The 15752-nt window shown below is 62.7% G+C and carries 18 protein-coding genes; all 18 read right to left on the bottom strand.

The genetic code is table 11. The features are described 5' to 3' along the window. Positions 1 to 2 precede the first annotated feature (2 nt). Positions 3 to 788: a flagellar biosynthetic protein FliR gene (fliR, locus tag ACW9IB_RS18940; RefSeq protein WP_457366062.1), complete on the bottom strand. Its 786-nt coding sequence runs from the start codon at positions 786 to 788 to the stop codon at positions 3 to 5. A 4-nt stretch (positions 789 to 792) separates the two neighbouring features. Further along, complete coding sequence (gene fliQ, locus ACW9IB_RS18935; protein ID WP_003175300.1) at positions 793 to 1062, bottom strand: flagellar biosynthesis protein FliQ; 270 nt, start codon at positions 1060 to 1062, stop codon at positions 793 to 795. Positions 1063 to 1066: 4 nt separating this feature from the next. Beyond that, a complete protein-coding gene (gene fliP / locus ACW9IB_RS18930) occupies positions 1067 to 1810 on the bottom strand; it encodes a flagellar type III secretion system pore protein FliP (protein ID WP_457366063.1) in 744 nt (247 codons plus the stop codon). Beyond that, positions 1810 to 2250, bottom strand: a complete 441-nt coding sequence (gene fliO, locus ACW9IB_RS18925) for a flagellar biosynthetic protein FliO (RefSeq protein WP_457366064.1) — start codon at positions 2248 to 2250, stop codon at positions 1810 to 1812. The genes fliP and fliO overlap by 1 nt, the downstream gene beginning before the upstream one ends. Before the next feature lies 1 nt (position 2251). Then, on the bottom strand, positions 2252 to 2719 hold the full coding sequence (fliN, locus tag ACW9IB_RS18920; RefSeq protein WP_457366065.1) for a flagellar motor switch protein FliN: 468 nt from the start codon (positions 2717 to 2719) through the stop codon (positions 2252 to 2254). 55 nt (positions 2720 to 2774) lie between these two features. Then, a complete protein-coding gene (gene fliM / locus ACW9IB_RS18915) occupies positions 2775 to 3743 on the bottom strand; it encodes a flagellar motor switch protein FliM (protein WP_105523143.1) in 969 nt (322 codons plus the stop codon). Positions 3744 to 3752: 9 nt separating this feature from the next. Continuing rightward, complete coding sequence (gene fliL, locus ACW9IB_RS18910) at positions 3753 to 4253, bottom strand: flagellar basal body-associated protein FliL (protein ID WP_457366066.1); 501 nt, start codon at positions 4251 to 4253, stop codon at positions 3753 to 3755. A 221-nt stretch (positions 4254 to 4474) separates the two neighbouring features. Continuing rightward, complete coding sequence (locus ACW9IB_RS18905; protein ID WP_457414883.1) at positions 4475 to 5833, bottom strand: flagellar hook-length control protein FliK; 1359 nt, start codon at positions 5831 to 5833, stop codon at positions 4475 to 4477. Between the two features lie 222 nt (positions 5834 to 6055). Then, the gene (locus tag ACW9IB_RS18900; RefSeq protein ID WP_457414882.1) at positions 6056 to 6400 is read right to left on the bottom strand and encodes an Hpt domain-containing protein; all 345 of its coding nucleotides are present in this window, start codon (positions 6398 to 6400) and stop codon (positions 6056 to 6058) included. A gap of 30 nt (positions 6401 to 6430) precedes the next feature. Further along, positions 6431 to 8149: an ATP-binding SpoIIE family protein phosphatase gene (locus ACW9IB_RS18895; protein ID WP_457414880.1), complete on the bottom strand. Its 1719-nt coding sequence runs from the start codon at positions 8147 to 8149 to the stop codon at positions 6431 to 6433. Continuing rightward, on the bottom strand, positions 8146 to 8451 hold the full coding sequence (locus tag ACW9IB_RS18890; RefSeq protein ID WP_457366070.1) for an STAS domain-containing protein: 306 nt from the start codon (positions 8449 to 8451) through the stop codon (positions 8146 to 8148). The genes ACW9IB_RS18895 and ACW9IB_RS18890 overlap by 4 nt, the downstream gene beginning before the upstream one ends. Positions 8452 to 8516: 65 nt before the next feature. After that, complete coding sequence (gene fliJ, locus ACW9IB_RS18885) at positions 8517 to 8966, bottom strand: flagellar export protein FliJ (RefSeq protein ID WP_457366071.1); 450 nt, start codon at positions 8964 to 8966, stop codon at positions 8517 to 8519. 3 nt (positions 8967 to 8969) lie between these two features. Beyond that, positions 8970 to 10328 carry a flagellar protein export ATPase FliI gene (gene fliI / locus ACW9IB_RS18880; protein WP_457366072.1) on the bottom strand — a complete coding sequence of 453 codons (1359 nt, stop codon included), beginning with the start codon at positions 10326 to 10328 and terminating at the stop codon, positions 8970 to 8972. Further along, positions 10318 to 11082, bottom strand: a complete 765-nt coding sequence (fliH, locus tag ACW9IB_RS18875; protein ID WP_457366073.1) for a flagellar assembly protein FliH — start codon at positions 11080 to 11082, stop codon at positions 10318 to 10320. Before fliH ends, fliI begins: the two co-directional genes overlap by 11 nt. Before the next feature lie 10 nt (positions 11083 to 11092). Further along, positions 11093 to 12112, bottom strand: a complete 1020-nt coding sequence (fliG, locus tag ACW9IB_RS18870; protein ID WP_457366074.1) for a flagellar motor switch protein FliG — start codon at positions 12110 to 12112, stop codon at positions 11093 to 11095. After that, positions 12105 to 13880: a flagellar basal-body MS-ring/collar protein FliF gene (gene fliF, locus ACW9IB_RS18865; RefSeq protein WP_457366075.1), complete on the bottom strand. Its 1776-nt coding sequence runs from the start codon at positions 13878 to 13880 to the stop codon at positions 12105 to 12107. The genes fliG and fliF overlap by 8 nt, the downstream gene beginning before the upstream one ends. 16 nt (positions 13881 to 13896) lie before the next feature. Continuing rightward, positions 13897 to 14226 carry a flagellar hook-basal body complex protein FliE gene (gene fliE / locus ACW9IB_RS18860; RefSeq protein WP_457366076.1) on the bottom strand — a complete coding sequence of 110 codons (330 nt, stop codon included), beginning with the start codon at positions 14224 to 14226 and terminating at the stop codon, positions 13897 to 13899. Between the two features lie 145 nt (positions 14227 to 14371). Further along, positions 14372 to 15751 carry a sigma-54-dependent transcriptional regulator gene (locus ACW9IB_RS18855; RefSeq protein ID WP_457414878.1) on the bottom strand — a complete coding sequence of 460 codons (1380 nt, stop codon included), beginning with the start codon at positions 15749 to 15751 and terminating at the stop codon, positions 14372 to 14374. Position 15752: the final 1 nt, after the last annotated feature.

Here is a 15752-nt window from a genome sequence, read left to right as displayed (position 1 = left end):
GCTCAGCGCGCCCGTGCCAGATCACGCAAAAACTGCAAGGCGTCGGTCGCCAGCGGTTGATACTGATTGAGAATGTCAGCCAGGCTGACCCAGAGAATCCCCATGCCCAATACGAGGGTCAGGGGGAAACCGATGGAGAAGATGTTCAGTTGCGGCGCCGCGCGGGTCATCACGCCAAAGGCAATGTTGACTACCAGCAGCGCGGTGATCGCCGGCAACACCAGCAGCAACGAAGCGCCGAGCACCCAACTGAGGCGCCCGACCAGCTCCCAGAAATGGTTGACCACCAACCCGGAGCCTACCGGCAGGGTGGTAAAGCTCTCGGTCAGCACCTCGAACATCACCAGGTGGCCGTTCATCGACAGGAACAGCAAGGTCACCAACATGGTCAGGAACTGCCCAATCACCGCCACCGACACGCCGTTGGTGGGATCGACCATGGACGCGAAGCCCATGCCCATCTGGATCGAAATGATTTGCCCGGCGATCACGAACGCCTGGAAAAACAACGTGAGGGAAAAGCCCAGCAGCGCGCCGATCAGGATCTGTTCGGCAATCAGCATCAGTGCGCTGAGGTCCAGGGCGTTCACCGGCGGCATGGGCGGCAATCCGGGCACGATCACCACCGTGATGGCAAATGCGAAATACAGGCGGATACGCCGCGGCACCAGGGTGGTACCGAATACCGGCATGGTCATCAGCACCGCCGTGACACGAAACATCGGCAGGATGAAGGACGCCACCCAGGTACTGATCTGGGTGTCGGTCAATGCGAGCACGGATTGCATCGGGTCAGCCGATCAACTGCGGAATACTGCCGTACAACTGCAGGATGTATTCCATGAAAGTCTGCACCAGCCAGGGGCCGGCCACGATCAGCGTGACCAGCATCACCAGCAGGCGCGGCAGAAAGCTCAGGGTCTGTTCGTTGATCTGGGTCGCGGCCTGGAACATCGCCACCAGCAGGCCCACCAACAGGCTGGGCACCACCAGCACGGCCACCATCATGGTGGTCAGCCACAACGCTTCACGGAACAGGTCGACCGCAACTTCTGGTGTCATCGCGCTATACCCCGCCGAAACTGCTGGCCAGGGTGCCGATAATCAGCGCCCAGCCATCCACCAGCACAAACAGCATGATCTTGAACGGCAATGAAATGATCAGCGGCGACAGCATCATCATCCCCATGGCCATCAGCACACTGGCCACCACCAGGTCGATGATCAGGAACGGGATGAAGATCATGAAGCCGATCTGAAACGCAGTTTTCAGCTCGGAGGTGACGAACGCCGGAACCAGAATGGTCAACGGTGCCTGGTCCGGCGTGGCGATGTCGGTGCGCTTGGACAGGCGCATGAACAGCTCGAGGTCGCTGGAGCGGGTCTGCGACAGCATGAAATCCTTGACCGGGCCCTGGGCTTTGTCGATGGCTTCCTGGGCGGTGATTTTTTCCGCCAGGTAGGGTTGCAGGGCTTGCTGGTTCACCTTGTCGAACACCGGCGCCATGATGAACAGGGTCAGAAACAGCGCCATGCCGGTGAGGATCTGGTTCGACGGCGTCTGTTGCAGGCCCAGGGCCTGACGCAGGATCGAGAACACAATGATGATCCGCGTGAAGCTGGTCATCAGCATGACGAACGCCGGGATAAAACTCAGCGCGGTCATGATCAGCAGGATCTGCAGGCTGACCGAATACTCCTGGGCGCCCTGCGCGTTGGTGCCCAGGGTGATCGCCGGGATCGACAGCGGGTCGGCGCCGAACGCCAGCGGCGCCGCCAGCAACAGCATGAGCGTCAATAAAACGCGCATTACTTCTTATCCTTCTGATCCTTGCCCAGCAACTCCATCAGGCGCTGGGCGAATTCCGGCGTGGCGGCCTGGGACTGGGCCACTTCCACCGGGGTCTTGAGCACATGCAGCGGCGTGATGCGGCCTGGGGTGATGCCCAGCAGGATCTGCTCCTCGCCCACCTGCACCAGCACCAGCCGGTCACGCGGGCCGAGGGCACGGGCGCCGATCATTTCGATCACCTGGCCATTACCCGGGCCAACCCGCTGCACGCGACGCATCAGCCAGGCCAGCACGAAGATCAGGCCCACCACCAGCAACAACCCCAGCACCAACTGAGTCAGTTGCCCACCGATGCCGCTGCCGCTCGGCGCCGCTGCGGCCGCCGCCTGGGCCACCGGTTCCGCCGCCAATACGTCCAATGGCAGTGCGACCAACAGTCCTACCATCAAGCGCCGCATATCAGCGCAACTTCTTGATGCGTTCGCTGGGGCTGATCACGTCAGTCAGGCGGATGCCGAACTTCTCGTTGACCACCACCACTTCGCCGTGGGCAATCAGGGTGCCGTTGACCAGCACGTCCAACGGCTCACCGGCCAGGCGATCCAGCTCGATCACCGACCCCTGGTTGAGCTGCAGCAGGTTGCGAATGTTGATTTCGGTGCTGCCCACTTCCATGGAAATGGACACCGGAATATCCAGGATCACGTCCAGGTTAGGGCCATCGAGGCTCACCGGGTCGTTGTTCTTCGGCACGCTGCCGAATTCTTCCATCGCCAGGCGGTTGCCCACTGGCGCGGTGGCTGCATCGGCAGCCAGCAGTGCGTCGATATCGTCCTGGCTGGCGTCGCCGGTCTCTTCCAGCGCCGCTGCCCACTCGTCAGCCAGGGCCTGGTCTTCAGCGGAAGTGTTTTCGTGTTCGGTAGCCATTACATGTCCTCGGCGAAGCAAACATTCATAAATAGGGTGGCATCAAGCGGTGTGACTAGCGTCGGTTGATCGGCTCGACCACCTGCAACGCCAGGTTGCCCTTGTGGGAACCCAGCTTGACCTTGAACGACGGCACGCCGTTGGCGCGCATGATCAGCTCTTCCGGCAGTTCGACCGGGATCACATCCCCCGGCTGCATGTGCAAGATATCGCGCAGGCGCAATTGGCGACGGGCCACCGTGGCGCTCAGGGGGACGTCGACGTCCAGCAGGTCTTCGCGCAGGGCCTTGACCCAGCGCTCGTCCTGGTCGTCCAGGTCCGACTGGAAACCGGCGTCGAGCATTTCGCGCACCGGCTCGATCATCGAGTACGGCATGGTCACGTGCAGGTCGCCGCCACCACCATCGAGTTCGATATGGAAGGTGGAGACCACGATGGCTTCGCTGGGGCCGACGATGTTGGCCATGGCCGGGTTCACTTCCGAGTTGATGTACTCGAAATTGACCTCCATGATCGCCTGCCAGGCTTCCTTCAAGTCGATGAAGGCCTGTTCCAGCACCATGCGCACGACCCGCAGTTCGGTGGGGGTGAATTCGCGGCCTTCGATCTTGGCGTGACGGCCATCGCCGCCGAAGAAGTTGTCCACCAGCTTGAACACCAGCTTGGCGTCGAGGATGAACAACGCGGTGCCGCGCAGGGGCTTGATCTTGACCAGGTTGAGGCTGGTAGGCACGTACAGCGAGTGCACGTATTCACCGAACTTCATCACCTGCACGCCGCCCACCGCCACGTCCGCCGAGCGGCGCAGCATGTTGAACATGCTGATACGGGTGTAGCGGGCGAAACGCTCGTTGATCATTTCCAGGGTCGGCATGCGTCCACGGACGATGCGATCCTGACTGGTGAGGTCATAACTTTTGACACTGCCGGGTTCGGCAGCCATTTCGGTCTGTACCAGACCATCGTCGACACCATGCAGCAGTGCGTCGATTTCATCCTGGGACAGCAGGTCTTGCACGGCCATGTCGTGATCCTACTGCAATACGAAGTTAGTGAAGAGCGCCTGTTCGACCACGACTTTGCCGAGCTCTTTCTGGGCCACTTCCTGCACGCTGGCAGTGACCTTCTGGCGCAGCATTTCCTGGCCCACCGGGGTGGCCAGGCTGTCGAAGCTTTGTCCGGAAAACAGCATGACCAGATTGTTGCGGATCACCGGCATGTGCACCTTGAGGGCATCCAGGTCCGACTGGTTACGCGCCAGCAAGGTGATGCTCACCTGCAAGTAGCGTTGGCGACCGTTCTGAGTGAAGTTGGCGACAAAGGCCGGCAGCATCGGCTCGAAGATAGCCGGTTGCTTGACGTTAGTGGCGGTTTCGGCGGCAGGTGCCGGTTTGCTTGCACTGCTGTGCATGATGTACCAGGTACCACCGACCGAGGCGCCGATGGCCAGGATAAGGCCCAACACAATCAACAGGATAAGCTTGAGCTTGCCCTTGCCCGCGGGTGCTTTTGCTGCGTCGTCGCTCTTCGCCATGCCAATAATCCGTCACTATTCGGGGATTCATAGATCTACGGAAAGGCAAGAGCAAGTGTTATGCCAGAGTTGTCTGGTAGAGAAGGACAGGTGTCACGCTGAAGAGCCATGTGGGAGCGGGCTTGCTCGCGAATACGGTGTGTCAGTGAATAGACACTTAACTGATATACCGCATTCGCGAGCAAGCCCGCTCCCACATTCAGGCCTCTGCAAGGCTCGGTTCAGGCGTAGTAATCCACCGCACTGGAGCCGATCACCGTCGAGGTCACGGGCGCTACAGCCTCAGCCACCTCAACATGGGCGCCCGAGTCGCTATCACCGCCACGCCCGCTGCTGCGGCTGACACCCGCGGTCTGCGCCTGCTGCTGTTGTTGTTGCTCCTGCCCACGGGACTGGTCAGACACATTGACGTCCACCTGCCCCATGCCCTGCTGGGCGAACATTTCCCGCAGGCGCCCCGACTGGCTTTCCAGGGCTTCACGCACCACCGGGTGGGCGCTCATGAAATTGACCTGGGCCTGCTGATCGGCGCTCATGTTGACCTTGATATCCAGGCGCCCGAGTTCGGCCGGCTGCAGCTGGATTTCCGCCGACTTGAGGTTGGCACTGGAGAGGTACATGACGCGGTTGACCACCTCGTCGGTCCAGCCGCTCTGGTGCATGGCCAACGGTGCATTCATCACCGGCGGCAAGGCGTTGGCGGTTTTCGGCGTGGCGGCCTGGGTCAACGCGGCCAGACGGTTGGCGAAGTCATCGACACGGGTGTCGCTGCTCGCGCCCTTCAAGTCCTTGAGGCCATCCTCGATCAGACTGCCGAAGGCCTTGTCGCCGCCCGTGTCAGTGCTGTCCTTGGCGGCTTGCTGGTCAACCATATTGGCCAGGCCGGCGGCGAAATTCTGCGCGGCGGTCGGTTGATCCTGGGTCGGCGCTGGCGCGGTTTTCGGCGGAGTCTGGCTGCTGGCCGACACATGCCCACCCTGCTCCATCGCCAGACGCACCGCCGGCATGGCGTCCAGCGGGTCGGCTTGCGGATCGAACTCGGGCTTGGCCGGCTCGGTCGCCACAACCGGCGCAGCGGCGACCGGTGGCGCAGCCTTGTCATCCTTGGCTGCCACCGGCGCAGGAGTTTCCATCGGCGCCGGGACCGGCACCGCCACCGGGGCGACCGTGGCGATCAGCGCCGGGTCGACCACCGGGTCCGTCGGCGGCTGTTGCGCCAGGGTCGGGTCCACCGAGGCATCGTCATCGGAACTGGCACTGTCATCGGATTTGGCAGGCGGCGTGGCCGGCGGGTTGGCAGGCAAGGTATTGCCGCTATCGGCAACCGCTGGCGCGCTGGCGGCAGACTTGTCGTTGCCGGCAGCAGGTTTGGCGCTGGCGTCGGAAGCCTTGTCCCGCGTGGGCTTGGCCGAGTTGTCATCGGTCTTGACCGAGGGTTTCGAGGCCTGGTTGGCGAACACCTGAGCGAAGGCCGGGCCCTTGTCCCGGGGGTCCGCAGCCGCTACCTGAGGAGTAGCAGCGGGCGCTTGAGGCTTGGCCGCAGGGGCAGCCTGAAGGAGCGAATTCGGGGCGACTGGCATAGGTAAAGGTCTCCACTGCATAGGGATCGGGGATGCAGTATCAGGAGGTAGAGCAAGAGTTGGGCCAGCTTTCGGTTTTGTGTGCAGATCCGTTGTTTGATGGGGCGCCCAGATCAAAAACAGAGCCAGAGCAGATTGATATCTGCCTGATACAGGAGATCCAAATCGTGGGAGCGATCGGCTACCAGGCCGCCGTTACCGCAGAAACGGATCTACACGCAATCAAATCCGAAACCGCTGGCGCTCCGTCTCATACAACCGCTTCACCACCGCAAACTCACGATCAATCTGATCCACCAGCTTCCCAAGATCCACCGCCGCCCCGGCAGACTCAACCTCCAGACGCCGACACAACTCCGCCAAGCGCAATGCACCGAGGTTGCCGCTGCTGCCCTTGAAGCTATGGGCGATCCGCCCCAATGTCGTGGCATCGTCCCGCGCCTTGCGCAGCGCCTCGACACGCTTCTGGGAGTCATCGAGAAAGGTATCGAGCAACTTGGGATACTCGCCTTCCATGACCTCCTGCAAACCCGACAACACGCCAGGGTCCAGATGAGTCTCAACCACTTGCTCGCTCCTTGATCAAGAATCGGCGGATTATGCCAGAGCCTCCCAGGAAAACTCCACGCAGACACTGCGCCCGCCGTCAGACCAACGTACATCGCTGCTCAGCTGGCGCACCAGGCTCAACCCCCGACCAGACAGACGGTCGATATCCAGCGGACGGGCCAATACGTGCTCCACGTCGAACCCCGGGCCACTGTCTTCAATGCGCAAGGTCAGGTTGCCGCCCATGTCGGTCGGCACCACCTGCACATGCACCCGCACATAGCCGCTGTTCAAACTCGCCAGGCGCTCGTTGCGCTGGCGGTAATAGCGGGCAAACCCCTGGGCATCGCGCTTGAGCCGGGAGTCCAGGCCCAGCACGCCATGCTCCAGGGCATTGGAATACAGTTCGGCCATCACACTGTAGAGCGCCCCGCTCTGCTCTCGCAGGCCGTGAATTTCCAGCAACAATTGCAACAGGTACGGCAACGGGTTGTAACGCTTGAGGGTTTCGGCGCGAAATTCAAAGCTCACTGACCAGTCCAGCGGGCACGACTGGCCGCTGTCGGCATACAACGGCTCCGTGGCCCGCAGCGATTGGCCGGGTTGCAGGGTGACTTCCACCATGCTCACGTCATCCCGGGCCTCACCACGAAACGCGGCCAGGGCCTGTTCGATGTCTTCGAACAGGCGGTCGGGCTCGCGATTGGCGGCAAACACCTGCTGCAACCGTTCGGCGCCAAACAGCTGATCATTGGCGTCAGCGGTGTCCAGCACGCCATCGGACAACAGAAACACCCGATCGCCCAAGGCCATGGGCCAGACTTCAGTGCGGTCATCAAAGGCTTCCGCCGAGAGCACGCCCAGCGGCAAGTGCCTTGATGCCAACGGCGTGCGCTTGCCGCTGGCGACCTCATGCACATAGCCCTCGGGCATGCCGCCATTCCACACCTCGACCACCCGCCGCTGGGCACTCAGGCACAACAAGGTGGCGCAGCAGAACATGTCCACCGGCAGGATGCGCTTGAGCTTGGCATTCATCTCCCGCAGGAGCTGCGCCAGGCCATAGCCCTTGGCGGTCATGCCGTAGAACACCTCGGCCAGCGGCATCGCCCCCACCGCCGCCGGCAAGCCGTGGCCGGTGAAATCACCGAGCAGCACGTGCATGTCGCCCGAGGGCGTGTAGGCAGCCAGCAACAGGTCGCCGTTGAACAGCGCGTAGGGCGATTGCAGGTAGCGGATATTCGGCGCGGCGTTGATACACCCGGAGTGGGCGACTTTGTCGAACACGGCCTTGGCCACGCGCTGCTCATGCAAAAGATAGTCATGGTGCCGCGCGATCAGGTCACGTTGCTGCAACACCGTGGCCTGCAAGCGACGCAGGCGGTCCATCGCGTTGATCTTCGCGGCCAGAATCAGTTGGTTATAGGGTTTGGGCAGGAAGTCGTCACCGCCGGCATCCAGGCATTGGGCCAGGGCTTCGCTCTCGCGCAACGAGGTCAGAAAGATGATCGGCACCAGCGCTTCACCCGCCAGTTGCTTGATCTGCCGTGCGGCTTCAAAACCGTCCATCACCGGCATCAGCGCGTCCATCAAGACCAATTGCGGACGCTCGCGCGTGAACACCTCCACCGCTTGCGCACCGTTGCTGGCGGTGAGCACCTGGTGGCCCTGGCGCCGCACGATGGTCGACAGCAACAACAAGTCGGCGGCGCTGTCTTCGGCGATCAGGATCGTCAGCGGCTCAAGGACCGGGGCCAGGGCGCTCAACTGATGTCGAACAGTTTGTCGAAATTGGAAATGCCGAGGATCTTGCGCACATCGGAGTTGCTGTTGATCACGCGGATATCGGCATCGTCGCCCCCGGCATGGTCACGCAGCAGCAGCAACATGCCGAGGGCGGAACTGTCGAGGTAGGTGGCCTCCTTGAGGTCTACCACAATGGCGTCGGGCTTGGGGTAGATGCGTTCGTAGACTTCACGAAAGTGCTGGTGACTGCTGAAATCAAACCGGCCCTTGACCGCGATCGTCAACTTCTTCCCATCCAGGGATACTTCCGACTCGACTGACATGCAACTGCTTCCGTGTCATTGGCAATGAGACAAGGTTTAGCAGGAGAAGGAGCTGCGGGCAACTTTCAATAGACGTCTTTGCGTGGCAGGCGCTGGGAGAGTTCGTCGAGCAATTTCTGTTCGCGCTTGTCTTCGATGGCTCGCGCTTCGTCGATATAGCGCTGCACCAGTTTGCGCAAGCCTTCGACCCGGGCGAACGCCGCCTGCCAGCTCTCGCGCGCCTTGTCGAGGTTGTTCTGGTGCCAGGCCAGGCTTTGGCGTTGCTGGCCCACAGCGGTTTCCAACTGATTGAGAAAGCCCTGATAGCCCATCAGCCATTGGCCGGATACACCTTTGCTGCCGCGCTCTATCCACTGCTGCTGGTATTCGCCGCGAAAGCGCTCCAGGTCACCCAGCTTGCTTTCCGCCAGGCGTACTTGCCCCTGGAAATATCCCAGGCGTTGCACGGCGGTCTTTTCGGCTTTTTCGGCCATGTCCACCACGGGGGCCAGGCGCGCGGAACGGCTGTTGGCCATGGCTTAACCCCCTGGCGCCGGGGCGAAGATCGATTGCAGGTGCGCCTCGCTTTCCCCCATGCCGATCTTGTCGTTGAGGCCCTGGCGCAGGTAGGTCACCAGTTGCGGCTGCAGGGCAATCGCCAGGTCGGTCTCACGGTCACCGCCGGCCACGTAGGCACCGACGCTGATCAGGTCGCGGCTTTGTTGATAGCGCGACCACAGTTGCTTGAACTGCTGCGCACGGATCATGTGCTCCGGCGTGACCACCGACGGCATCACCCGGCTGATGGACGCTTCGATATCGATGGCCGGGTAATGCCCCTCCTCGGCCAGGCGCCGCGACAACACAATGTGGCCGTCAAGTACGCCCCGCGCCGAGTCGGCGATGGGGTCCTGCTGGTCATCGCCCTCGGACAACACGGTGTAGAACGCGGTGATCGAGCCCCCGCCGGCCTCGGCATTACCGGCACGCTCCACCAGCTTGGGCAGCTTGGCGAACACCGACGGCGGATAACCCTTGGTCGCGGGCGGCTCGCCGATGGCCAGGGCGATTTCCCGCTGGGCCTGGGCGAAACGCGTGAGCGAGTCCATCAGCAACAGGACGTTCTTGCCCTTGTCGCGAAAATATTCGGCGATGCGCGTGCAGTACATGGCGGCGCGCAACCGCATCAACGGTGCATCGTCGGCTGGCGAAGCCACTACCACCGAACGCTTCAGACCTTCTTCACCGAGGCTGTGCTCGATGAACTCCTTCACCTCACGGCCCCGTTCGCCGATCAGCCCAACCACGATGATGTCGGCCTCGGTAAAGCGGGTCATCATGCCCAGCAATACCGACTTACCCACACCGGTACCGGCGAACAGGCCCAGACGCTGGCCACGGCCCACCGTCAATAATCCGTTGATGCTGCGAATGCCCACGTCCAGCGGCACGCTGATGGGGTTGCGGTTGAGCGGGTTGATGGTGGGGCCGTCCATCGGCACCCAGTCTTCGGCCTTCATGCCGCCCTTGCCGTCCAGCGCGCGACCGGCGCCGTCGAGGACCCGACCGAGCATGCCCATGCCCATGGGCAGGCGGCCCGTATCGGCCAGTGGCACCACGCGGGCGCCGGGGGCGATACCCGCCAGGCTGCCCACGGGCATCAGGAAAATCTTGCTGCCGGAAAAGCCCATCACCTCGGCCTCGACCTGCACCGGGTGGTAGCTGTCATCGTTGATCACCATGCAACGGCTGCCCATGGCGGCGCGCAGGCCTTCGGCTTCGAGCGTCAGGCCGACCATACGCAGCAGGCGCCCTTCGAGAATTGGCTGGCCAGGCAGCTCGGTGGCCTCAACGTAACCGCCCAGGCGCTTGGCGAAGCTGGTGCGATCAAGGCGCATCGGGAGCGTCCAGCTCAACGCTCAGGTCAGGCTCCGCCGGGTGCAGGGCCTGCTCGTGCAGTTGATCGAAAAGCTTGGCCATGATCTGGCTGATACGGGTTTCCACCGTGGCGTCGATGCGACTGTGCTCGGTCTCGACGCGGCATCCGCCCGGTTGCAGGGACGCGTCCTCGACGATGCGCCAGGTTTCTTCATGGCGCTCGCGCAGGCTTTTGACCTGTTCGAAATCCTGAGGGTTGATGTACAGGCGCACATTGCCGACGCCCAGCGGCAGCAACTTGAGGGCTTCGCGCATCACGCTTTCGAGGTGGCTGGAGTCCATCAGCAACTCGCGCTGGATCACCTGGCGAGCGATGTGCTGCACCAGGCCGACCATGGCTTTTTCGATCTGCGAATCCTGCTCGGCAATCGGGTCGAACAGCCCGCCCATCAAACGCTCCAGGCTGGCCAGCTTGACGCTCAGCGCGGCCTCGGCTTCCTGGCGCACCTTGAGGGTGGTGCTGCGAAAGCCGTCCTTTTCGCCAGCGGCAAAGCCTTCGTTGTACGCCTCCTGGCGGATAGCCTCCAACTCTTCGAGGGTCAGTGGCTGGACTTCCTCCAGCGGCACTTCTTCGATTTCCACCGGAGGCTCTTCGACCGGCTCAGGCTCAGGCTCCGGCACGTGGGGATCGAAACTGGGCAACGACCAGATGTCGAACCCGCCGACATCCCGCGCGCGAATCACATCGCTGGGCGCCTCATCTTTGTTCGACATGCGTGGCGCCTTAGATCATTTCTTCGCCGCCCTTCCCGCCGAGAACGATTTCTCCGGCTTCGGCCATACGGCGGGCAATAGTGAGGATTTCCTTCTGTGCGGTTTCCACGTCGCTGACGCGCACCGGGCCCTTGGCCTCCAGGTCGTCGCGCAACAGTTCGGACGCACGCTTGGACATGTTCTTGAAGATCTTTTCCTTGACGTTCTCGTCGGAGCCCTTGAGCGCCAGCACCAGCACGTCGGAGGACACTTCGCGCAGCAACGCCTGGATGCCCCGGTCGTCGACATCGGACAGGTTGTTGAACACGAACATGAGGTCTTCGATCTGCACCGACAGGGTGTCGTCGATTTCGCGGATCGAATCCATAAGCTGGCCTTCGACCGAGCTGTCGAGGAAGTTCATGATATCCGCCGCACGCTTGATGCCACCCAGGGTGGTGCGCGAGGCATTGGAGTTGCCGGAGAACTGCTTCTCCAGAATCGTGTTGAGTTCCTTGAGGGCCGCCGGCTGCACGGTGTTCAGCGACGAGACACGCAGGATGATGTCCAGGCGCACTTTATGGTCGAAGTGGCCAAGCACTTCGCCGGCCTGGTCCGGGTCCAGGTACGCCACCACGATCGCCTGGATCTGCGGGTGTTCGTAGCGGATCACGTCGGCCACGGCGCGCGGCTCCATCCACTTGAGGCTGTCCAGGCCGCTGGTGTTGCCGCCCAGCAGAATGCGGTCGATCAGGCCGTTGGCCTTGTCTTCGCCCAGGGCCGAGGTGAGCATCTTGCGGATGTAGCTGTCGGAGCCGACGCCCAGGCTGGTCTGGTCGCCGACGATCTCGACGAACTCGCTCATCACCTGCTCGACCTGCTCGCGGTGCACATTGCGCATCTGCGCCATGGCCACGCCCACGCGCTGGACCTCTTTGGGGCCCATGTGGCGCAGCACTTGGGCGGCGTCGGTTTCACCGAGGGACAGCAGCAGGACTGCGGCTTTGTCGACCTTGGTGAGCTTGGCAACAGCGGCTCGATTATCACTCATCTGCGTTGATCCACTCTTTCACGACCTGGGCCACACGGCCCGGGTCTTCTGCCACCAGACTCTTGATTGCGTTCAGCTGAGCGTCATAGCCTTCGCTCGGGCTTGGCAAGAGGATGCTTTGCGGTCCGCCGAGGCTCACGCGGTCGTTGGCCAGCTCGCCATCCAGGCCGCCCATGCCACCCAGCTCGACGTCGCCGCCGGCCAGGGCCAGCTGTTTCTTGCCATGGCCGGTGATGTTGTTGAGCACCGGGCGCAGCACGCCGAACACCAGCACCAGGATGAACAACACGCCCAGCACTTGCTTGACGATGTCCCAGAACCACGGCTGGGTGTAGAACGCCGGGTCGGCAATCACTTCGCCGCGCTCGGCGGAGAACGGCATGTTGATCACACTGACGCTGTCGCCACGGCTGGCGTCGAAACCGACGGCGTCCTGCACCAGGCGGGTGAAGCGCGCCAATTCGTCGGCACTCCACGGGGCACGGGTAACGGCGCCGTCCGCCGGGTTGACCTTGACCTGATCATCGACCACCACCGACACCGACAGGCGATTGATACGGCCCTGCTGCTGCTTGGTGTGGCTGATGGAACGGTCCAGCTCGAAGTTCTTGGTGGACTGGTTGCGCTTGTCCGACGGGTACGGCGCGAGCATCGGCTGGCCGGTGGCCGGGTCCATGATCTGCTGGCCGTTGGCGTCAAGCAATGGCTGGCCAGGCTGCACGGCACCGGCGGACGCAGTGGCGCCACCGGTGGTCTGCGGCGCGGAGGCCGGGGTCGGCGGCTGGTTGCTCAGGGCACCCGGCACACCTTGCGGGCCATTGCTGGCGGTGCGTTGTTCGTTGGTGGACTGCTCGCTGCGCAGCGCAGGCTGGTCCGGGTTGAACTGTTCGGAGGTGGACTCGACGGCGCTGAAGTCGACGTCCGCCGACACTTCGGCCTTGTAGCGGTCGTTGCCGAGCACCGGTTGCAGAATGTTATGCACGCGCTGGGTGAGCATGCTTTCCATGCGACGGCTGTAGTCGAACTGCTTGCCGGCCTGGGTCAGCGCGGAGTTCTCGGCCTGGTCGGACAGCAGGTTGCCCTTCTGGTCCACCACGGTGATCTGCGATTTGCTCAGCTCGGGAACGCTGGTGGCCACCAGGTTGATGATCGCCAGCACCTGGCCGGGCTCCAGGGAGCGGCCAGCGAACAGCTCGACCAGCACCGAAGCGCTCGGCTTGCGCTCGTCGCGCACAAACACCGAGCTTTTCGGGATGGCCAGGTGCACACGGGCGCCCTTGACATTGTTGAGGCTGGAGATGGTCCGTGCCAGTTCACCTTCCAGGCCACGGCGGTAACGGGTGGCTTCCATGAACTGGCTGGTACCCAGGCCCTGGTCCTTGTCGAGGATTTCGAAACCGATATTGGCGTCCGACGGGGTCACACCAGCGGCGGCCAGCTTCATGCGCGCACGGGCCACGTCATCGGCCTTGACCAGCAGCGCCCCGGAGTTGGGCTCTACGGTGTAGGCAATGTCGGCGGCGGCCAGGGTTTCCATGATCGCCTTGGAGTCCATGCCCGCCAGGCTGCCGTACAGCGGCCGGTAATCGGGTTGCTGCGACCACAGCACCACGGCAAAACCAATCGCCACGCTCGCCGCCAGGCCGACCAACAGGCCCACCTGACGCAGCATGGTCATTTCGGAGAGGTTTTCCAGGAACGACAGGCCAAACAGTGGCGGCTTGCCTTCTGCCTTGGCGGGTACGTTGTCCACGACTGCTTCTGCCATGACTTAAATCTCGTCCTTAAACCGGCATCTGCATGATGTCTTGATAGGCCTGAACCAACTTGTTGCGCACCTGGGTCAAGGCCTGGAAGGAAACGCTGGCTTTTTGCGAGGCGATCATCACATCGGTGAGGTCGACGCCGCTTTTACCGATCTCGAAGGCGTTGGCCAACTGGCTGGAGGCTTGCTGGGTATCACTGACCTTGTTGATGGCCTGGCCCAGCATGTCGGCAAAACTGCTTTGGCCCAATTCCGGCGCTTGTGCGACGGATTTCGGCTGACTCATGGCATCCATTTGCATGGAGCGCATATCCAACATCAACCGATTGAACTCAATACCCTGGCTCATGACCTTCTCTCTCCGACAACCCGCAATTTTTTGACACTACGCAGCAGTTACTAGGGGTGGTAGCAACAAGGGTGCCAGATCCGTGGCGACTCGTAAGAAAAGGCGACAAACCCTGTCGGCCTAAATTTTTGCCCAACCCCGCGGGTCAGGTGGCGAACAGGTACGCTTCCACATCCATGCCCGCGTCGCGCATCTGCGCCAGCTTGTAGCGCAGGGTGCGCGGGCTGATCCCCAAACGTTCGGCAGCTTCCTTGCGGCGGCCGCGCTCGGAACGCAGGGTGTCGATGATCATCTGGAATTCGCGGCGACGCAGGTCATCGCCCAGCGCGCCGGCGGACTCCGCTTCAGCGACCACCACCGGTGCAGGTGCCAGGCTGGGTAGCGGCGCCACCCCTGCGCCCATGGCCAGGCAGAAATCCTGAGGCTGGATCAAGCCGCCCTGTTGCAGGATCAGCGCGCGCTGGATGGCGTTATCCAGTTCACGCACGTTACCCGGCCACGGGTAAGCCACCAGACACGCCTGGGCCTCCGCCGACAGCCGCGCCTGGGCGTGCTTCATTTTTTTGACGTGGTTGCTCAGCAGGCGCTCGGCCAACGGGATGATGTCGGCCGGCCGCTCGCGCAGTGGGCGCCAGGCCAGGGGGAACACCGACAGCCGGTAGTACAGGTCTTCACGGAAGCGCCCCGCCGCCACTTCGCCCGCCAGGTCGCGGTTGGTGGTGGCGACCACACGGATATCCAGCTGGATCGGCTTGCGTGCGCCGACCCGCTCCACTTCGCGCTCCTGCAACACCCGCAGCAGTTTGGCTTGCAGGCCCAGGGGCATTTCCGAAATTTCATCGAGCAGAATGGTGCCGCCATCGGCCTGTTCGAATTTGCCGGCCTGGGCCGCGATGGCGCCGGTGAAGGAGCCCTTTTCATGGCCGAACAGCGTGGCTTCGAGCATGTTGTCGGGGATCGCCGCGCAGTTGATCGCGATAAAGGGTTGCTTGGCCCGGGTCGATTGCTGGTGGATATACCGCGCCAGCACTTCCTTGCCGGTGCCGGACTCGCCGGAAATCAGCACGGTGGAATCACTGCGCGCCACGCGGGCGGCCAGCTCCAGCAATTGCGCACTGGCCGGTTCGAAGGCGATCGGGCCTTCGCCCTCCACCACCGCGATCACCCCAAGGGCATGACGGGCCACCAGTTCGATCAGCGCCTTGGGCTCGAAGGGCTTGACCAGGTAATCCGCCGCGCCCTGGCGCATGGCGTCCACCGCGCGCTCTACCGCACCGTGGGCGGTCATCAACAGCACCGGCAATTGCGGCTGGCGCGCGCGCAACAGGCCCAGCAGCTGATGGCCGTCCATGCCCGGCATGTTGACGTCACTGACCACCAGGCTGAACGACTCTTGCTCGACGGCCTCCAAGGCGTCCTCGGCAGAACCGACCGCCCGGTAGTCATGGCCCGCCAGCAGCAGCGTGTCAGCCAATGCTTCACGCAGGGCGCGATCGTCTTCCACCAACAAAACCTTGATAGCCATG

The organism is Pseudomonas sp. SDO524_S393 (assembly GCF_054071875.1).
This window is presented reverse-complemented; position numbering and strand designations above follow the sequence as displayed.